Genomic DNA, 20,767 nt, shown 5'->3' with positions numbered 1-20,767 from the left:
AGCAGGGCTTTTTTATGAATTCGAGCTTACTTTCGCCAAGGCCAGCTTTCTCCCGACGCAGATGGATTGACCCGTATGCATTTGCCCTCTGTAGAAAGACATATTATGATGAACATATACCAGACAAGCCAAAGGAGCAGCAAACATGGCCATTAACCGCCGTCTTGAGACGGATGCCGATTTTCAGGAAGCGATGGATCGCCAGCACCGAATTCGTGTTTTCAAAGACAATCATCAGATCGATTCCGGCGGCATTATCATTCGTTTTGACAGCAACACCATCGTCATTCAATCCAGCGTAAGCGATCTCGCCTATCACGCCCGTACCGACTGCGAATTTTTCGAGATTCGGAAGTCTTGATCCAACGCCAAAAAAGGTTCCTCCCTTCTTGATGAATGGGATCGGAACCTTTTTACAAGATCAATGTCATTTTGTTGGAGTCCATCCTACGCAACGCGGTCTGTTTCCACATATTCCCTGTCGTCTGCTCCAAGTTATGCGTCGTCGCCGAACTGCCAGCAGTTCAGACTAAGCGTTCCGTGGGAGTAGGCTTGAAACAGCCTTTTCGCCTTGCGCGTCATATCTGCCGTGCCCATGGCATAGAACAATGGCGCCAGATGCTCCGTTCCATAGGAAGGTACGGCCATGCGAGCATGCGGGGCTTTTTTGTCGTACTGAAACAGCTCCCTCGTATTCCATTGCTCGAGCCGCTGTCCCATCCAATCGTCAAATTCCACCGCCCAATCCTGCGGTTCTTCGCTGTCGCCAAGCAGACGCAGGTTATGCACCATTCCCCCGCTGCCTACGATCAACACGTCATCATGCCTCAGCTGCTCCAGCATCCGACCGATATCATACTGCTCCTGCGGGGAACGCAAGGAATCGACGGATACGGCCACGACCGGAATGTTAGCCTTCGGGTACATATGCAAAAGCGGAACCCATACGCCATGATCAAGCCCACGCCCGGTGATCGGAAGATGCTGCAAGTTGCTTCGTGCAAACAGCGCACAAATCTCATTGGCCAGGCTTGGCATGCCAAGGGCTGGATAATCGAGATCATACATATCTGCTGGAAATCCGTAAAAGTCATGCAAAGTCCGATGCGTTTCGTCCATGGTCACGGACGGTTCGGGACAATCCCAATGGGCCGTGAATGCCACGATAGCCTTCGGAGCCGGCAGCCTCTCTCCAAGCTGGTTCAGGAAACGAGTGTAGTCGTTGCTTTCCACCGCCAGGGCGGGGGAAGCATGTGCAATGAATAATGCGGGTAATGTCATTGCTGCCAACCTCCAGACACGGATAGAATGGTTACTCTTCTATTTTACCGCGAAGAAGGCGCTTTTCCAAGCTTACATCCCCTGGAGCCGCCAAGCCAAGCCCGTGATACACTCCATTCGCCTTGTTGATGCATTCAGGACCTGTTTCATCTCTGCAATCAGATCATCCAGTGCTGCCAATCCTGTTCGATCTTCTGGCGTTCGCCAAGCCACTCCCTGGTACGGTTAATCAACTGCTCCCGCTCTTTGCCGGACGAGAACGTATGGTCTCCCTGGAAAATGATCTCCTTGTCGCAGCGTCCTTCCTGACGCATCCAAAATACCTTTTGATACAGAAACGCATAATCCACCGGGATAACGTCGTCGGACGTGCCGTGAACGACCAGAACATCCCCGTTGAATTTGACCGCTTCCTGAAACGGCTGATGCTCGGCGAGCGATTCGAAGAAACGCGGCGTGAATTTGTATCCCAAATAGTCCGCATGACCATGCTTCACTCCATCATCGTACACGTCGCGTCCGGTGATTTTCACAATATCGTTGAAAGGATACCCGACGGAAGACCACATTACGAGATTTTTGACCCGTTTATCGCGAATGGCCGTCAACAGCGCAACCGCGCCGCCCAAGCTATGTCCGATCAAGGTGATGCGGCTAGGGTCAACGTCACTGCAGTTTACCGCATAATCCAGCACGGAGCGCGTCTGGGCAATCATCGATTCAAGGCCTTCCGCGCCGTATTCGCCGCTGCTCTCCCCACACCCGATGTAGTCAAAGCGCAGAACCAGATACCCGTCTTCGGCCAGTTCGCGCCCGGTCTTGACGAACAGGCGGTCCACGCCGATCCGGCTGCCCACGAACCCATGGCAGATCACCGCGAGCGGTACGCGTTTCTGCTGCGCGTTAACCTCCTTGATGTCCTGAACGACCGGATAATGAATGGTAGCCGTAAGCTCCTCCTGCCCATGACGTATGCTGATCTGACGCTCCATATCGCTTGCCCCTTTCCACAAATTCCAATTTCATAATATATAAATCCGATGAGTTTAATGTGAATTAAAGAAGTTAACTGTATATTATCATTGTACACTGCACAAAGTCAACGAAAGCATCGCTTGTTTTGTTGGTTTTGTATTCGTCTTTTATCGGCAATGGCCTGCAGGAATTGAATATTCTCGATCCGGGATCACTTTATGGCCATAGCAAAAAAGCCAGCTTGTCAGCTGGCCCTACCCGATCCGAAGTGTTACCGGTTACTCATAACTCTGACGGAACATCTCATGCGTTTCCACCCGTCCCTGCCAATCATCTGCCGCATCATCCAGACTGCTCCAAATGCTTTCTTGATGGATGCCATCTTCCGTTAATTCGCCTGCCAGTTCGGCATCTTCCGCTCCCATAGGAATCACTTCATCCTTGACGCCTCGGGAATTGCTGTTCAGCAGCAGCCGGCGGGTCAATTCGCTATGATTCTGATTCATCCTGTCGCACGCTCCCATCCCTGAATTCTGTTGGAAATTGCTTATATTGTGCAGGAAGCGGCCGTTCTTTATTCACGTTTCACCATATTAATACAATACGTTCCATGTACAGGTATATCTCTGCCAGTATTTAGGGAATTCTATACATCAACGGAAAGCGACAACGAAGCCGGTTTTTCGAACCCGGTGATTTCGGGCGAAAGGATTTGAATCATGGAACATCTCATCGAATGGATCCGCAGCCACGGCAAACTGACACTTCTTTGCACCTGTGTCGTACTGGCCTTCATCGGCCTGTGGGTGAATCACAAACAGCTTTTCTATAAGGAATGACTTTGCGAAATGAGAGCCCTTCCCGTATACTAAAATATCGTCAGGGTTGCCTAACCCGGATACCGTAGCGTGTTTAGACAGGAGGAGCAATCATTGAGGATTTCTTATAAGAAGCTTAAAGAATTACAGAATCGGCAAATTACCGAACTAAGCCAAATGACTCCCGAAAATGCAAAATTGTACAACCAGATCAGCGACATTGCGCGCCAAACGCCTGTTGACGAGAAAACGCAGGAAGAATGGATTCTCGAAGAAGGCAAAGCGATCGTGCAAGCCCAGAAGAACGGCGAGTCCGCTCGCGCGCGATATGCCGAAGATCTGGAAAAAGATATATTTGCGCGCCTTGGTGCAGAAGACAGCACCGCGGAAGAAATGACGACAGCTCCCGTAACTCGGTACGGAAACATGAAGAACTCTCTGAGCCAAACGTGGACGCCCGAACCCGAGCAATACGAGGAAAACGATGGAGAACAAGACGATGCCGAACCTCCTGCTCGAACGAAACGTACGCTCAAATGGTATATCATGATCGCATGGGCGGCCATTTCGGTCGTACTGCTGATGCAGGGCGCAGCAGGGCTGTTCATGGGCTGGACCGACGGAGATACGGAACCGTTCAGCCACATCAGCCTGTTCACGCTGATCGTCGCGGCTGTAGGCGGCATCGCTCTCGTGGAAACGCTGCGCCGGCTGGCGGAGCGACCGGATGACGAAGGCGCTGACCTGACGACCCGTCCGCAAGTCAATCTTCGCGGCATCGCGATCTATATCGCCATCGTGCTCGTTGTTTTGTTCGTGGGATACCCGCTGCGTGACAGCTTTCCGGTCTTTTGGCTCCCGCCATGGGTCAGCTTGCTGATCGGCTTGGCGGGACTGTTTACCTTGAGACCGATCTTCGGGAACAAGAAGCTATAGTGTTTGTAAGAAGGCTGCCGGGAACTCGGCAGCCTTTTCTGATCCCGCAGGAGGCGCGGATGTCCGCCCGTTTGTTTGCGATGCCACCTAGGTGGTCATATTCTTTCTCGCAGGCCGTATTCATTCTCTTGCGTGGGTGTGGGATCTTCCCGGCGTCTCCCCGAATTCCCGCTTGAACATGCGGATAAAATAGTTCACTTCCATGCCGATCGTCTCGGCGGCCTGCTTCACGCTGGCATGCGGATGCTCGTTCAGCCAATCCGCCGCCTTGCGCAAACGCAGGCGCTGCATGTACTGGTGTCCCGTTATACCATGCTTTTGATGGAAAATCCGGTTAAGATGCTGCACCGAATAGCCGACGGCCTCCGCAACATGTTTCAGGAGCAAATCATCCCTGTAATGCATATGCATCAAGTCGACCGCCCGGTCAAAGGCCTCCTGCCTTGGGTCAGACTGGCCGAGATGCTGGAGTCCTGCTTGGATTGCCGGTTTGGCAACCCGTCCCGTTCTCTTGGCTGCATTCTCTGGCTCCCCATCGATCCAACGCGACAAGTCCAGAATGAGCTGGTACAGCATGGCCGAAACTTCCCAACACGCATCCGGTCCCAAACCTTGATTCAAGGAGTGCCATAGCGCCGTCATTCTTGACCAGAATTGCTCGAAATCATGCAGCGTTCGGGGCCCCGATTGCAACAAACCTGCGGCCCGCAGGATGGAAGCTGCCGCATCGCCCCCGATACCGATGTACCCCAGCTCCCAATCGGTTTTGAAACGCGGGCAATACTCATAACCCTTGTCAGGGGCCAACACGAACAATTGTCCTGCGGTTACCTTCCACGTCCCCTCACCGGAAACGTTAAGCTGCCCTTCTCCGCTCCGCGACAAAAACAGTTGGTACACCGGGAAGCCATCCGCTCTGATCAGCGCTCTCTCTTCATGGGTACCTACGCAATACAGATATAAAGGCAGCCGGGCATCCGGCAGCCTACTCAAGCGAAATGCAAGCATTTCATCCTTCCTTTCGGGCCACGCTCTTTTCCCTTTATTATCTCCCGGCGGGGTACCGCCCGCAAGCGTTTCAGGAACTGTTTTGGGTATGGCCCTTTTACAGCACAAAGCCCCCGTCCAATGGACAGGGGCTTATTGTATTTGAATAAATTGACTTGAGGCTTAAGGCGTCCCGGATTCCGGCGCTGCAGTTGCAGGCGGAGTTATAGCGGGAGCCGGAGAATCGCTGTTCCCGCTTCCTGCTGGATTGGCAGGGGCGGAAGGAAACTGCACCGAATTGGAAGGACTCGATATGGAGCTCACTGTAGCTGCTTGCCCGTTGGCGACACTCACGACATATACGGAGTAGGATTTTCCTGCCTCAATCGGTCTGCCTTCCGAATCCTTCATGCTGCTTGTTATGTTAAAAGCAGGGTTTTCGCTATTCGTTTGCACTGCTCCGGCGATGTTGGTATTGCCCAGATTCAACGTATCGCCTTGTCTGACGAGGTAAACGTCGTACCTTGAAATCCCCGTTTGATTCGTTGCTCTGTTGAAGCTTACATCGATAGAAGTCGTCGCATTATTCACGGTAGCTGAAACGCCCGAGACCTTATCCGCAACCACCGGCTCTGCCGCTTTGGCAAGAATCGTAAACTCCTGGGAAGGAGCCGACAGGACAGAAGTGCGAGCAGGACTATCCGCAACGGACATGACGAAAATGTTGTACTTGGTTCCAGGAACCAATGTGCCTCCATTAATATCCACATGGCCGCTATTCAGTTGAATAGCTGACCCCGCACTCGACTTGGCAATATCCACATAGCTGCCGATTCTTTCCGCAGAGGCCACATTGAACGAACTCACCTGGCCTGCGGGAACGATAAACGCCTTATATCCCGAAATTCCCGATTCATCAGCAGGTTTGCTGAAGTTGAATGTGACATCGGAGGCATTACCGGCCTGCCCTGTATTTTTAACGGTCACATTCACATTGGTTGCTGGCGAAACGGCCTTAACCGACGTCAGCGTCAGCGCAGTTGACCCTGAGGACAGGGCATTGGCAATCGATGTATTGGTATTGACCGCGAGCACAAACACACGGTAACTCACATCGTTTCTGATCGCCTGACCGTCTGTATCCCTGGCTGTGCCGGACAACTTCAAAGTCGGGTTATTCCCGGTTTTGCTCACATACGTATAATTGGCACTATTGATGGCATTCGCCGTCGACAGGTTGAAACTGCCGGCTCTATCCGCCTTCACCACGAAAACGCGATAATGATTCACATTTGTTTCATCTACGGAACGAGTAAAGGACACCTGCAAGTCACTGCCGTTACCGCTATCGCCCACATCGGAAGCCACCACGTTAGTCGGTGCTGCTATAGCTGAGTTTTGCGATAATGTAATGCTTGCCGATGACGAGGAGAGCGCGTTTTGGCTCGTATTGCCGCTCGTGCTCACCGACATGACAAATACGCGGTAGCTTACTCTATTAGTCAGGGTATAGCCATTTGTATCTACTGCGTAATACGGCAGCGTCAATGATTGATTGCCGCCCGTTTTGTTCACTTGGATATAGTTATTGGACGCATTTGCTGCACTCAGATTAAAGCTGCCGGTATTTCCATTACGTACAACATAGATCCGATAGGAAGCGATATTGTCTTCACTAGAAGGCCGATTGAACGATACCCGTAAATCGCGGCCGTCCCCGTAATCGCTCACGTCTGCTACCGCCACGTTGGTTACCGCAGGGGCATTGGCATTCGTGGCCAGCCTCAACACCGACGACGAGGAAGACAACGCGTTGGTATAATTGTTCTGTTGGTTGCCTACCGCCATGACGTAAATGCGATAATCCTGCAAATTCGTTACGCTGTACCCGCTGGTATCCCTCATGTTGGAAGGCAGCGAGACGGTGATGTTGCCGCCCGTTTTGTTCACTTGATAATAGAGGCTGGATGACAAATTGCTGGCCGTGGTCAAATTAAAGCTGCCGGCTACGGAGTTGCGCACTACGAAAATACGGTAGCTTCCAACTTTGGATTCGTCGGATACCCGGTTAAAGCTCACTCGAATGTCGCGGCCGTCGCCATAATCGGAATTGTCCAAAACCTGCGTAATGACCGGTGCGGCAGCCGTATTCGCGCCCAGTGTCAGGGACGATGAAACGGTGGATAATTTGCTTTCCGCCGATGCGGTGTTCGCACTTACCGACATGATGTACACCACATAGGACGTGCCGTTTTTGATCAATTCCCCGGATGTATCCCGCGACGTGGAAGACAGCTTGCTTGTCACCGATGTCGTGTTGTTCTTATAAATGATCGTAGAGTTGGAACTCGAAACCTTGTTTGCTGCTGCCAGATTAAACGAAGACGCATCCTTCGCTTTAACGACAAAAGCGCGGTAATACGTAATATTGGACGTGTTGGACGGCTGATTGAAACTGATCTCCAGATCGCGTCCGTCACCATAGTCACTTACATCGGCAATTTTGAGGCTGTTCACCGCTTGAACTTCCGTCTTCACGCTGGACAGTTTCAACGCCTGCGAAGACCAGGCAAGAGCGTTTTTATAGTTGTTGCCGCTGCCGCCCACCGTAAGCACGTACAGACGATAGGTTTCTGTCGTCGAGAGCAGATCGCCGTTGACGTCACGGGTCTGCGCATTCAGCGTCAGCTTCGGATTGGTGCCGTTCGGAACGACCCGCGTGTAATTGCTGGAAGGCACCGCCGTGGCAGCCGATTCGTTAAAACTGTTGACGTCGCGCGTTTTAACCAGCATGACGCGGTATTCGGATACCCCGTTCTCGGAAGCAGGACGCGTAAAACTTACGGTCACATCGCGACCATCCCCATTGTTTCCGGATACGGTACCATAAATGTTCCAGGCAGCATACGAAGTGTTATCCACTGGCGGCGGTGTTGTCGTCGTTTTGATATCCACGCGCTGCATGCGGGAATTCCAGTACACTTTTTCTCCGAATGCCTCGCTTACGAAGCGGATCGGCACCATCGTATTGCCTTTGATCGTGCTCGCAGGCACGTCAAGATAGGTCAGCTCCCCGTTGATGTAAGCCGTCTTGGAACCAAGCTTCAGGATGACCTCCTGATCGCCGCGGGTCGCCTTGATCGTTTTGGTTTTGTTGGTATACTGCACATTGGCATCCAGCCCTTCGAAGATGGACCGGAGCGGCACGAGCACCCGTCCTGCCTTCATGACCGGCGGCTGCGGCGCCTTTAGCGCGGAATCGTTGATGTAAATGCTGATCGGTGCTGCGGCATCAATGGCCGGCGCTGGCAATGCGGACATCAACATGGCCGAAACGGCCAGTGCGGACATCACCTTTTTGACTTGGTTTCCTCCTGCTTTCTTCATACCTGTATCCCCATTCTCCCGTTAATTGAAAGGTGTATCGTTGTTTTCGTCGGAAAATTCCTATTTATTCCTGTACAATTCATAGACGTTCGAATCCCTCCAAAAGTTTCCGATCCCGCCCAAAAAATATTTTGGCAGAAACACGCTTCCATCATCTACCGTTCAAAGGTTAAAATAACAAGACATTTTGTTACCATTCCGAGACCAACCTATTTCAAATATTGGGTAAGGTTATAGTAATCATCTTGAAAATAACAGGAGGATCCGTTCCATGCCTTCATTCTTCTCTACTCTATCTGACAAAGGCCGCGCAACGCGTACACTCATCGCCGTGACAGCCGCTGTTCTGATGCTGCAGCCCGGTTTCGCTTCCGTGGCGGGGATCGCCGCTGCCGCAACGTCCAATGAGACGGACAAGACCCATGCAAGCCAATCCGCATCCATATACAATACCTACCAATCCATGCTCAAAAAAAAGAACGGCCTGCCCGCCGCTGACCGCTATCTCGCCTCCAATATCAAACGGGTAACGTCCCACCACGCCTCGCTCATGGTGCTCCAACTGGAGAACGCGCGGCTGAAGGCGCTGTCGCCCATGACAGACCGCATGCTGGTTCCCAACGTTCAAGCCAAGCTGCTGCAAGCTTACCGAACAGGGGACAGTTTCACCAAGCTCATGAGCCGGATCGACGATGCTGCCGCGTATAATCTGCTGCAGGAAGCACGGGATAACGGGTACAAGCTGATCATGCTGGAAGGCGCGCTGTACCCGATCATGAACTACGCTGCATTCCAAAAATACAACCAATACGTCAAACCGGATATCGCCGATTACATCAACATCATGGCTGCCGAGACACGCAAAATTCCGGCAGAAGACGGCGATTTGCTCATCGGATACCAGGAGATGCTGTTGCGTGCACTCAGTCAGGAGCATTTCCTGAAACTATATCCGGATTCCAAACGGTCTGCCCAAGTGCAAAGCCTGTTTGACAGCTACACCCAATATACATTCTATGGATTGATCAACACGCCTTTATTCGACTATGAAACCAACAAAATGACCGCAAATGCTCAAAAAGGTTACAAGGCTGTCATCGAACGCCTCGCCTCCGTAGAAAGTCCGTTTCTTGAACAACTCGCCGATTTCCTGGATGTCGCCGCTGCTTCCAACTTCGAAAAGACACCGGCGGTGGAACGTTGGCTGGAAAAACATGTACCGGCTTCGGAGTGATGAATCCTTGGCGGTTCAAAAAAACATCGCCCGGCGCATTATGGCGCATGGCGATGTTTTATCGTTTGTACCCGTCATGAATTCAAATGTTTATTCGATCGGCTTGACCATGTGGTCATACTCATGACCCGAAATGATTAAGACGTCGTCTTTGACGTACCCCTGCCGTTCATACAGCATTCTGGCCCGGTCATTGTCTCGTTCCACGATTAACGCTGTCCGCGAATGCCCGAGCGCCCTGGCCTGCTCTTCGAAAGCAGCCATGAGCGCCTTTCCGATGCCTTGCCCTTGATAGGCCTGGTCCACGGATAACGTGTCGAGGTAGTATTCACCGGGCCGGGTTTCTTTCCCAAGCCGATACTTCTCGTCTTTGCTGCGGCCCGGGCGGTTCAGAATCGACTGATCGAGCCGGTCCGCATCTCCGCCGTCATAGGCAACGAGAATGCCCGCAACATGGCCTTCGCGTTCCATCACGGTTACGTTGCGATAGCTGATTCGTGTGTCCTCCTGCTCGTAAAGCTCCCGCAAAATGTGCATGGCCCGCTCGTGATCCCCTTCGCCCGCCAAGGCGTACGCAATATCATCGATCGCTTGCACCAAAAGCGGAATCACCTGTGCAGCGTCTTCCTTGACCGCAGCCCGCAGTACCCCGTCAGTCAACCTGTTCGGATCGTAATGGTTCATCAGATTAACATGTTGAACAGGTTCAGATTTTTGTTCAGTTCGGTATAAGCGATGCCTTTGCGGTTCATTCGTTCGATCAGCGGCTGATAGTCCTCTTTACGCAGCAATTCGATGCCTACGAGCGCAGGTCCGTTTTCTTTGTCATGTTTCTTCGTATATTCGAAACGGGTAATGTCGTCATCGGGTCCCAGAACGTCCACGAGGAATTCGCGCAAAGCTCCTGCCCGCTGCGGGAAGTTAACCATGAAGTAATATTTGAGCCCTTCATAGATCAGGGAGCGCTCCTTGATCTCCTGCATGCGGTCGATGTCATTGTTGCCCCCGCTAATGACGCAAACGACGGTTTTGCCCGCGATTTGTTCGCGGTACTGGTCCAAAGCCGCCACGGTGAGCGAACCGGCCGGTTCGACTACAATCGCATTTTCATTATACAGCTCCAGAATGGTCGTGCAGGCTTTGCCTTCCGGCACTTTCACGATGTCATCCAGCGTGTCACAGCAGATATCGAAGGTGAGGTCGCCCACCCGTTTAACGGCAGCACCATCCACGAATTTGTCGATATCGTCCAACGTGACGACCTGCTTCCGGAACATCGCTTCGCTCATGGAGGCAGCACCCAGCGGCTCAACGCCGATGACGCGTGTTTCCGGACTGACCGTCTTCACATATGTGCCCACGCCTGCGGCAAGACCGCCGCCGCCGATCGTGACGAATACATAATCGGCTTTCTCCTCAAGGCTTTCCATGATTTCCATCGCTACCGTACCGTTGCCCGCAATGATTTTGGGTTGGTCGAACGGGTGGATGAACGTCATGCCCTGCTCGTCGCAGGCACGCATTGCTTCTTCATATGCATCATCATACGTGTCGCCGGTCAGCACCACTTCCACATTGCTGCCGCCAAAACGTCGAACTTGCTTCACCTTCTGGTTCGGAGTCGTGCTTGGCATGAATATTTTCCCGAAAATGCCCAGCGCGTTACACGAGAAGGCAACACCCTGCGCATGGTTGCCCGCGCTTGCGCACACGATGCCTCTTTCCAGTTCTTCCGGAGACAAGCTGCGAATCATGTTGTACGCACCGCGGATCTTGAAGGAACGCACCACTTGCTGATCTTCTCTTTTGAGATACACATTGCAGTTATATTTGGCCGACAATACAGCGTCCCGCTGCAGCGGCGTTCTCACAATCACTTCGCGAAGCACATGATGCGCGCGCACGATGTCTTCCATGCCGACTTGGGCACGGGCGTAGCTTGGCGTTCCCGCTGCTTCCTGTTCCACTGGTTTCATCTCTTATCCACACTCCGCTTATATTGGCTTGCAGCTGCAAGCATTGTTTGTATTTACGTATTATTGTATCACTTTTGGCTCATTCTGCGCCAAGACCCGCAACATTTCCCATGCGCAGAATTTCGTCCACGATTAACTGAGGTTCCGTATATATCACCATATGCCCCGACTCCGCTGCTTCGATCCACCTTGCATTCGGCAGTTTGCTCACGGTCCGATGATGAGCCTCCACAATCGCCGGCCTGATCTTGCGCTCGCCTTTTCCTGCCCTCGTTCCCGAAATGATGCTGACCTCCGCATTCCCCAGACGGGGAGAAGCAACCTGAAGCGAAGACAAATCGTCCAGAAACGCTTTCGCTTCTGCTGCCGCCGTTCGTGCAGCCTGCACCGTAAAATCCTCAAAAAGGTGGTCCTGTTTCACGTCTTCGGGCAGGGCCTCGCCAAGGACACTGCCCATTCGCCGAAGCAAACCGATGCGCGCCATGAAAGGCAGCAGCAGGCCGTTCAGTGCAAAACTGATTTTGGTCAACCTGGAAAAGTACAGCCCGCAATGCTCATCCGAAGGGTCGACCAGCACCAGTCCTTTGATACGTGACAAATCCGTCGCTGCCGCTGTACGCACAACCGGCCCACCCCAACTATGTCCAACCAGAATATACGGTCCGGGCCCAAGAGCCGACAATAGCTCTCCCAAGTCATCTGCCAGCCGGCGAAGAATGCGATCCTCGGAATCCGCGTCACTTCGGCCCAAGCCAGACCGGTCGTATACCACTGTCCGGCAATGCTCGGCGACCAATGGCGCCACCAATCCCCAATTCGATCGCGAGGCTCCCATGCCCGATTCGAATACAACCGTCAGGTCCCCGCTCCCTTTGCTCATATAATGAAGCTGGCGCCCATCCTTTGTCGTAATAAACGAACTTGTTCCCAACGAATGCAGCTTTGGATTATGACCCATGGCTCTCCTCCCACCATTCGACGTTTCACTGCTCGCCGCTTCTAATTGAAAATCATTATCATTTGATCCATTATAAAATATTCCCTAATCAACGACAAGGCGCGCTGCCAAATGGACGGTAAAAAAAACAGCCTGATCCGTGCGGATCAGGCTGTTTCGATATTTACGGTATTCGCAGCTTGCCCTCCATTCAGATCAAGAGGAAGCTTGTGCCTTAAACCAATCGGCAGCGGCAGCAGCTTCAGTTCGCGTCAACTGATGCCCTTGGCGCTCCCAATGGATCTCAACATCAGCTCCCGCTCCGCTCAGCAGCGAAGCGAGTTCTTCCGTCTCCGATCTGGACACGATCGGGTCGTTCTCGCCCGCGCCGATGAATACCGGCAGGCCGTTCAGGTCAGGCAGCTCCAGGCCGCGCAGCGGCACCATCGGATGATGCAGAATGGCTCCCTTAAATACGCCCGCCTGATGGAACATCAGGCTCGCGGCAATGTTCGCCCCATTGGAATATCCGAGTGCGTATACGTTGGCGCGGTCAAAGCCGTACTCCTCGGCTGCCGCATCGAGGAAACTACCCAGCTCGGCGGTCCGTGCAATCAAGTCCGGCTCGTCGAATACGCCTTCCGCCAACCGGCGGAAGAAACGCGGCATGCCGTTCTCGGAGACGTTGCCGCGCACCCCGAGGATGGCTGCACCCGGCGCGATAAGGCTTGCGAGGCCGATGAGATCATTTTCGTTACCTCCAGTGCCATGCAGCAAAAGCAGCGTTGGCGCATCGGGGCGGGAACCTGCTTTATAGATATGTTTCATCGTAGTTGTACTCATGATTGGGAATCTCCTTTCCATTCGCGGACTTCAATCGGCGGCAGCAGCTGTTCGATCTGCTCGCGGTGCGGTTCATACCATTCAGGCAGCATCAGTTTCGTCCCCATGCTTTCCTGGGGCTCATCCCGTGCAAATCCTGGAGGATCGGTAGCCAGCTCGAACAGGATGCCTCCCGGTTCTTGGAAATAGACGGCATTGAAGTATTGGCGGTCAATGATTGGCGTTGGATTATATCCGGCTTGATCAAGTTGTTTCTGCACCTGTTCATGTTCAGTGTAATCTTTGGCGCGCCATGCGATGTGATGCACCGTACCCGCGCCGCCGACGCCCCGCTGGATGCCGGTGGACTGGACGTCGATGATCTGTCCGATGTCCCCGCTCGCCCGCAGACGAATGATGCCGTCCTCTTCGCCGATTTGTTCCAGACCGAGCATTTTTTCCAGCACTTGAATCGTTTTGTCTGGTACAGATGTATACAATACCGCGCCGCCAAATCCTTTGATCGCATATTCCGGCGTTACGCCATTGAACGACCATTTGCTTGGTGCGCCCTCTTCGCGTTCCACCAACTCAAGCAGCAAACCGCCTTTGTCGAAGAAACGAATATACTGCTCGCCGAACCGGGTTTTGCGTTCGAACGGAATATCGAAGGAAGCGAGGCGTTTTTCCCAGAATGGCAGACCACCCACAGGGATCGTATAAACGGTCACGCCAGTTTGGCCGGAGCCGATGATGCCTCTCATCGCATTAGGATGAGGGAAAAACGTAATGATCGTGCCTGGTGCCCCATTCTCGTTTCCGTAATACAGATGGTACACGTCCGGCGCGTCGAAGTTAATCGTTTTTTTCACCAGTCTGAGTCCGAGTACACCTGCGTAAAAATCAACATTTTTCTGAGCATCGTTCACGAATGCCGTAATGTGGTGAATGCCTGCCGTTCTGAACATAATCTCCACTCCCTTGGTTTGGTTTAATATGGATCGGTTATCTTAGCTTGAACCAAATGGCTTGTTGTTATTTATCTTTAATTTAAGATTCTTTAAATTCATATTAATCCATATTCCATCAGAATGCAAGCATTTATTTTAAAATTAAGATTTATCCGCAAAAAAAAAGCCCTCGCCTTATGCGAGAGCCTGATTTTATTGGCGCAACTTTACGTCAACTTAAGCTTTTTCGGAGGCTGCACGAGATCCTTGTGTTCGTATTCGTCCCGAATATCGCCGACGATTTCCTCCAAAATATCCTCCATCGTCACGAGACCCACCGTATCCCCTTCTGCATTATGCACTGTGGCGATGTGCACGCGGCTCTGCTGCATCTGAATCAAGACATCCCTGATCAGAGCCTGTTCGGAGAAACCGGGCATGTCATGCACATATGCATCAATCTCGAAAGCTCGCCCTGCGGCGACGCTGGTCAACATCTCCTTCGTATTGATAAACCCGACAAAACGGTTCGAATCGCCGGGCGCGGTCACCGGATAACGCGTATATTCATGCCGATTCAAAATTTCAAGCATGCGTTCCAGCGGCATCTCTTTATCCACCGTAACGATTTTTTCCTTGCGAATCATGATCTCCTGCAGCAGCCGCTCATCAAAAGCGAAGATGTTTTTCAAGTAACCAAGCTCGGTCTGATTGATTTCTCCGCTCTCATAACTCTGTGCCATGATCATCTTCAACTCCTCTTCGGAGTGAACCGTATCGTGCCCGGCCGGCTTGATGCGAAATAGGCCGAGCAGCAAACGTGCTGATCCGTTCAAGGCATGGATGAAAGGCTTCATGATGTTGCCGAACCAGTAAAGCGGACCGGCAAACATCAGCGTCATTTTCTCCGCGAACTGGATGGCCATCGTCTTCGGTGCAAGTTCGCCGATCACGACGTGCAGGAACGTGATTACCGCCAAAGCAATACCATAGGAAAGCACGGTCGCCAATGCCTCAGGCACGGCCAGCCGCTCGAACAGCGGATGCAGCATTTTCTCAACGGTGGGTTCACCGAGCGCCCCGAGAACAAATGCTGTTATCGTAATTCCCAATTGACACGCGGACAAATAATAATCCAGCTGATGGGCTACCTTTTTCGCCACGACGGCCCGTTTGTTTCCTTCCGCAATCAATTGGTCAATCCGGGACATCCGCACCTTCAGAATCGCAAATTCGGCCCCTACGAAAAACGCCGTCAATCCAATGAATACCGCGACCAAAAATAAGTTTAACGCTATTATTCCGTCCAATGATTTCCCTCCGTCAGAGGGATTCACCTCCAAAGTTTTACCATCGTATTTTTAATGTGAACATGTGATTATTCCGAAAAAGATCAGGCTTGCTGCTCGGCTTCAACGCCCGCCACACGTTCCAGCATCAGTTGTTTGATCTGGAAGTTGTCGGCTTCGACCACGGTCCAGACATATTCGCCTTGTACCACGATGTCGCCGTTCTCCACCTGCACACCCTTTTGAAACTGAATCCAGCCTGCGACGGTATCCAATTCTTCATTGCCTTCGAACTGAAGGCCGAATTGCCTCTCCAGCTCATCCAAAAGCACACGTCCATTGATCAGATACTTTTGATCCCCGGTTTCCTGAATGTCCGCGACCTCGTCGGCATCGAATTCATCCCGGATTTCGCCAACAAGCTCTTCCAGGATGTCCTCCATCGTGATAATCCCGGACGTACCTCCATATTCGTCAACAACAACGGCCATATGAACCCGCTCTTGCTGCATTTTGATCATGGCGTCCTGGATGCTGGTGAGTTCGGATACAAATGGGATTTCGCGCAGAAAATCAACAAGTTGATGTTCCCTGCTGGCAACCATGTCAGGCAAAATCTTTTTCACGTTGACCACGCCGATGATCCGGTCCTTGTCGCCGTCTTCGGTGACGGGGTAACGGGAATAATTATATTCATCCAATAAAGGAATAATATCATCATAATTCATTCTCTGATCCAGCGTGACGAGCTCGGTTCTTGGTACCATAATGTCCTTGGCGACACGCTCGTCGAACACAAATACATTTTCCAGATAGGCCAGCTTGGTCTGGCTGGTTTCGTCCCCTTCGTAGCTTTGGTTCATGATGATCTTGATTTCATCTTCGGAGTAAGCCTGTTCATGCCCTGCCGGCTTGACGCCGAACATACGAAGGATTACGCGGGAAGCGCCGTTGAGCGCCCAGATGAACGGATACATCACTTTCCCGAACCAATACAGCGGCGGCGAAAGCAACAAGGTCAGCTTTTCGGCAAACTGAATGGCCAGCGTCTTCGGTGCCATCTCCCCGACAACAACGTGCAAGAAGGTTACGAGTATAAAAGCAATGGCATAGGAAGCTGCCGATGAGAACGACGCCGGAATGCTCAGCCAATCAAACACCGGGTACAACAATCTCTCCACCGCGGGTTTACCCAAAGCGCCAAGACCGAGTGCCGTGACCGTGATTCCCAATTGACACGCCGAGAGATAATAATCCAGATCCGAAACGACTTTACGGGCCAACACGGCCTTTTTGTTCCCCTCAGCCACAAGCTGATCCACGCGTGACGGCCGAATTTTAACCACAGCGAATTCGGATGCTACGAAAAATGCAGTTGCTGCAATCAAAAAAATGAGTAATGCCAAATTAATGACGGTAATTATGTCCAATGACTTCCCCGGTAGACAGGGATTCACCTCCAGATATAGTTACAGCGCTAACCGTTAACTTCATGAAGTTAACAAAGAACAGGCTGTATTATTCAAAAAAATATTTCACCATGGGTTCTACAAGCTATATGAAATCGAAAAGTCATAGGGGCCAACCTAGATCAGCCATCTCGACAGTATGCAGTATCGCCTACCCAATGGATATCCACCTCCTCGCCAAAACATATTCATTATTTCAGAGTAGTATAGCATGTTCATCACCAAACCATCCAGTTGCACGTTATGGTTTGGGCCAATGTTCCATCGATCCGTTCACTATTTTGTTCACAATTCCTCAGCTATATGTAGATATTTTCTTATATATATGACCTATGGTTCTAGAACTTAAAAGGCTCAATCACTCGCCAAACATCTTTAACTTATCTATACGATGCAGAAAGCCCAAAAGATGCAAAACGTTTTTGACACGTTTTGTCTTCTGGGCTTTCTTTCACATTTCGTTCACTATACCAGCGCTTTGGCCGCAATGTCGGAACGCTGATGTTTGCCTTCGAAACGGATGCGATCCGCCTCGGTGTATGCTTTGTTCCGGGCTTCTGCGATGTCCGCACCCAAGCCGACGACGCCAAGAATGCGACCGCCGTTCGTCAGCCACTCGCCGTTCTCGCCGCGAGCCGTGCCTGCATGGAATACGACGGCATCCTGTACTTGATCCAGACCTTCGATCACGATGCCTTTCGGGTAAGGGCCAGGATAACCGCCGGATGCCAGCACGACGCACACAGCGGCCTCGTCGCTCCACTCAATCTCGATATCCGCCAGCTTGCCGTGCACGGTAGCCCAGAAAATGTCCAGCAGATCGCTCTTCAGGCGAGGCAATACCACTTGAGTTTCCGGATCGCCGAAGCGGGCATTGAACTCGATCGTCTTCGGTCTGCCGTCCGGCGTAATCATCAGTCCCGCGAACAACACCCCGCGAAACGGGCGTCCTTCGGCCACCATTGCCTTGGCCGTCGGTTTGATGATCGTTTCCACCGCTTCTTCGATGATCGAGGAAGCGATATGCGGCAGTGGCGAATACGTTCCCATGCCGCCCGTGTTCGGTCCCTCGTCATTGTCGAATACCGGCTTATGATCCTGGGCCGCCGCCATCGGGCGAACGGTTTCCCCGTCGACAAACGCCAGAATCGACATTTCTTGGCCTGCCAGAAATTCCTCGATGATGACCTTGGCTCCGGCTTCGCCGAACACCTTGTCCACCATGATACTGCGCAGCGCCTGGTTCGCTGCCTCGCGGGACTGGGCAACCGTCACGCCTTTTCCTGCAGCCAGCCCGTCCGCCTTAATGACGATCGGGACAGGCTGCTGATCAAGATACGCCTGCGCCTGCTCGTAATTGTCGAATTTCTCGTACGCCGCCGTCGGAATGCTGTATTTGTGCAGCAGATCCTTCATAAACGTTTTGCTTCCTTCGATCTCTGCCGCATTGCGGCGCGGGCCGAATACGGGAATGCCTGTCGAATCAAACGCATCCACGATGCCGTCAGCCAGCGGATCATCCGGTCCGATGACCACCAGGCCCACTTGAAGTTCCACGGCGAGCGCCGTTAACTTGTCGAATTCATGCACCGCGATCGGGTGGCATTCGGCGAGCTCGGCAATGCCGGCATTTCCCGGCGCGCAGTGAATTTTGCCTGCTTTGGGACTTTTAGCCAAAGCCCACACGATGGCATGTTCGCGGCCTCCGCCGCCTACGACCAATATATCCATTCGTTGTTCCCCTCCATGAAAATAACAGGATCAATTCAAATTATATAAGTTGAACCGATGATTTTTACACGGAGTCACTACGTGGTCAGAACCATCTTCCGATCACTGTTATCCCCAGATTTTTTTGATCCCCTTTGTTCAAAGGGAAAATCCGGTGAAGCTTATGCTTCCGATGCAGCTTTCTTACAGAAAGCTTTAAGCGACCGCTTCGCTTCTCCAGATTCTTTCTGCCCTCTCCGTTATCGTGTAAATGTCTAGTTCAACTTATATAGAAGTACACTTCGTAAACAACTCGTTCCCCGTCCAAACACATTCGGCCGCTAGTGTCGTCAGACATCGTACCTTAAGCCGAAAATGAGGATGAACAAGCCGGGAATGCTTGTTCATCTTCATTGTGACGTTTATATTCTAGTGTTTGAAATGGCGCACGCCCGTGAAGACCATGGCAATGCCGTATTCGTTCGCCACTTTAATGGATTCCTCGTCTTTGATGGAACCGCCCGGCTGAATGACCGCTGTGATGCCAGCTTTTGCCGCAAGCTCCAGCGTATCGCCCATCGGGAAGAACGCATCGGATGCGAGCACGGCACCTTTGGCCAGATCGCCGGCTTGTTCGATCGCGATTTTGGCTGCACCGACACGGTTCATTTGCCCTGCGCCTACGCCCACGGTCATGTCATTCGCTGCAAGCACGATCGCGTTGGACTTGACGTGTTTCACCACTTTCCATCCGAACAGCAGCTGCTTCATTTCTTCTTCGGAAGGGGCACGATCCGTCACGACCTGCAGCTCGGTTGCTTCGATGGAGTGAACATCGCTTTGCTGTACGATCATGCCGCCGTCGATGGAGGTTACAACGAACTGGCTTTCGCGATGGCGCGCCGCGCTCAGCTCGCCGGTTTTGAGCAAGCGGATATTTTTCTTTTTCGTCAAAATCTCGAGAGCTTCTTGAGTAAAGTCTGGTGCGAGCACGATTTCGAGGAAAATCTCGCTCAGCTTCGCGGCCGTATCGCTGTCGATAATGCGGTTTGCTGCGACGATGCCGCCGAAGATCGAAGTCGGGTCAGCCGCATAGGCTTTGCCGTAAGCTTCGAAAATGCTTGCGCCTACGCCCACGCCGCACGGATTCATGTGTTTAACCGCGACCACCGCAGGTTCTTCAAATTCTTTGACGATTTGCAGCGCCGCATTCGCGTCGTTGATGTTGTTATAAGACAGCTCTTTGCCGTGCAATTGCTCGGCAGATGTAAGCGTGTCGGCTGCTGCCAGCGGTTTGCGATAGAATGCCGCTTGTTGATGCGGGTTTTCGCCATAACGCAGGTCCTGGATTTTCTCGTAAGTCACCGTCAGGCGCTCCGGAAGCGGATCACCATTGATATTGGACAGATAATCGGAGATGAGGGCATCGTAAGCCGCCGTGTGGCGGAACACTTTTGCTGCGAGCTGTTTGCGCGTTTCCAATGTCGTATCTCCATTGCCGCGTACTTCTTCCAATACTTTGCCGTAATCCCCCGCATCTACGACGACGGTGACAAAAGCATGGTTTTTGGCTGCGGAACGAAGCATGGTTGGACCGCCGATGTCGATATTTTCGATCGCATCTTCATAGGATACGTCAGGTTTCGCAATCGTTTGTTGGAACGGGTACAGGTTCACGACGACCAAGTCGATGTAGCCCAGGCCCAATTCCTCCATCTGACGTGTGTGCTCCTCGTTGTCACGAACTGCGAGCAATCCGCCATGAACCGCCGGATGCAGGGTTTTAACCCGGCCATCCATAATTTCAGGGAAGTTGGTAATGTCGGAAATGCCGATGACAGGCACGCCTTCCTCTGCCAACAGGCTGCTTGTACCACCCGTCGAAATAATTTCCACGCCCATTTGCGACAGCTCGCGGCAAAAATCCACGATGCCCGTTTTATCCCATACGCTGACCAGCGCTCTTTTGATACTCACAATTTGCTCCTCCTTTATT

General features: G+C 52.2%; 17 protein-coding genes. 3 read left to right on the top strand and 14 right to left on the bottom strand.

The window, feature by feature from the left end:
- The first annotated feature begins 145 nt into the window (after positions 1-145).
- A complete protein-coding gene (locus tag SNR34_RS04075) occupies positions 146-361 on the top strand; it encodes a hypothetical protein (protein ID WP_236420630.1) in 216 nt (71 codons plus the stop codon).
- Positions 362-495: 134 nt separating this feature from the next.
- Here SNR34_RS04075 and SNR34_RS04070 read toward each other — a convergent pair whose 3' ends face one another.
- The 3 genes from SNR34_RS04070 to SNR34_RS04060 form a co-directional block, all read right to left on the bottom strand.
- Complete coding sequence (locus tag SNR34_RS04070) at positions 496-1,281, bottom strand: DODA-type extradiol aromatic ring-opening family dioxygenase (protein ID WP_236420629.1); 786 nt, start codon at positions 1,279-1,281, stop codon at positions 496-498.
- A 158-nt stretch (positions 1,282-1,439) separates the two neighbouring features.
- The gene (locus SNR34_RS04065) at positions 1,440-2,273 is read right to left on the bottom strand and encodes an alpha/beta hydrolase (RefSeq protein WP_236420628.1); all 834 of its coding nucleotides are present in this window, start codon (positions 2,271-2,273) and stop codon (positions 1,440-1,442) included.
- A gap of 261 nt (positions 2,274-2,534) precedes the next feature.
- On the bottom strand, positions 2,535-2,762 hold the full coding sequence (locus SNR34_RS04060) for a hypothetical protein (RefSeq protein ID WP_486181195.1): 228 nt from the start codon (positions 2,760-2,762) through the stop codon (positions 2,535-2,537).
- Between the two features lie 426 nt (positions 2,763-3,188).
- On the opposite strand from SNR34_RS04060, the gene SNR34_RS04055 reads away from it, so the two are divergent.
- A complete protein-coding gene (locus tag SNR34_RS04055) occupies positions 3,189-4,010 on the top strand; it encodes a DUF1129 domain-containing protein (RefSeq protein ID WP_486181194.1) in 822 nt (273 codons plus the stop codon).
- Between the two features lie 120 nt (positions 4,011-4,130).
- Here SNR34_RS04055 and SNR34_RS04050 read toward each other — a convergent pair whose 3' ends face one another.
- Entirely contained in the window at positions 4,131-5,018 is an 888-nt protein-coding gene (locus SNR34_RS04050) for an AraC family transcriptional regulator (protein ID WP_486181193.1), read from the bottom strand.
- A gap of 162 nt (positions 5,019-5,180) precedes the next feature.
- Entirely contained in the window at positions 5,181-8,384 is a 3,204-nt protein-coding gene (locus tag SNR34_RS04045; protein WP_486181192.1) for a stalk domain-containing protein, read from the bottom strand.
- Between the two features lie 271 nt (positions 8,385-8,655).
- On the opposite strand from SNR34_RS04045, the gene SNR34_RS04040 reads away from it, so the two are divergent.
- Positions 8,656-9,618: a hypothetical protein gene (locus SNR34_RS04040; protein WP_236420623.1), complete on the top strand. Its 963-nt coding sequence runs from the start codon at positions 8,656-8,658 to the stop codon at positions 9,616-9,618.
- 90 nt (positions 9,619-9,708) lie between these two features.
- Here the strand turns inward: SNR34_RS04040 and SNR34_RS04035 are convergent, their stop codons facing one another.
- The 9 genes from SNR34_RS04035 to purH form a co-directional block, all read right to left on the bottom strand.
- The gene (locus tag SNR34_RS04035; RefSeq protein WP_486181191.1) at positions 9,709-10,302 is read right to left on the bottom strand and encodes a GNAT family N-acetyltransferase; all 594 of its coding nucleotides are present in this window, start codon (positions 10,300-10,302) and stop codon (positions 9,709-9,711) included.
- Positions 10,302-11,594, bottom strand: a complete 1,293-nt coding sequence (ilvA, locus tag SNR34_RS04030; protein WP_236420621.1) for a threonine ammonia-lyase IlvA — start codon at positions 11,592-11,594, stop codon at positions 10,302-10,304. The genes SNR34_RS04035 and ilvA overlap by 1 nt, the downstream gene beginning before the upstream one ends.
- Before the next feature lie 79 nt (positions 11,595-11,673).
- On the bottom strand, positions 11,674-12,552 hold the full coding sequence (locus SNR34_RS04025; protein ID WP_486181190.1) for an alpha/beta fold hydrolase: 879 nt from the start codon (positions 12,550-12,552) through the stop codon (positions 11,674-11,676).
- Between the two features lie 195 nt (positions 12,553-12,747).
- Complete coding sequence (locus SNR34_RS04020; RefSeq protein ID WP_343262224.1) at positions 12,748-13,359, bottom strand: alpha/beta hydrolase; 612 nt, start codon at positions 13,357-13,359, stop codon at positions 12,748-12,750.
- An 11-nt stretch (positions 13,360-13,370) separates the two neighbouring features.
- Positions 13,371-14,324, bottom strand: coding sequence for a ring-cleaving dioxygenase (locus SNR34_RS04015; protein ID WP_486182394.1), 954 nt, complete (start codon positions 14,322-14,324; stop codon positions 13,371-13,373).
- A 206-nt stretch (positions 14,325-14,530) separates the two neighbouring features.
- A complete protein-coding gene (locus SNR34_RS04010; RefSeq protein ID WP_236420612.1) occupies positions 14,531-15,613 on the bottom strand; it encodes a hemolysin family protein in 1,083 nt (360 codons plus the stop codon).
- Positions 15,614-15,696: 83 nt separating this feature from the next.
- Positions 15,697-17,022, bottom strand: coding sequence for a hemolysin family protein (locus tag SNR34_RS04005; protein ID WP_486181189.1), 1,326 nt, complete (start codon positions 17,020-17,022; stop codon positions 15,697-15,699).
- Between the two features lie 504 nt (positions 17,023-17,526).
- Complete coding sequence (gene purD, locus SNR34_RS04000; protein ID WP_486181188.1) at positions 17,527-18,792, bottom strand: phosphoribosylamine--glycine ligase; 1,266 nt, start codon at positions 18,790-18,792, stop codon at positions 17,527-17,529.
- Between the two features lie 408 nt (positions 18,793-19,200).
- The gene (gene purH, locus SNR34_RS03995) at positions 19,201-20,748 is read right to left on the bottom strand and encodes a bifunctional phosphoribosylaminoimidazolecarboxamide formyltransferase/IMP cyclohydrolase (RefSeq protein WP_236420609.1); all 1,548 of its coding nucleotides are present in this window, start codon (positions 20,746-20,748) and stop codon (positions 19,201-19,203) included.
- Between the last annotated feature and the right edge of the window lie 19 nt (positions 20,749-20,767).

Source organism: Paenibacillus sp. XP01, assembly GCF_057364885.1.
Note: the sequence above shows the minus strand (reverse complement) of the source record. Positions and strands in the feature narration are given on the sequence as shown.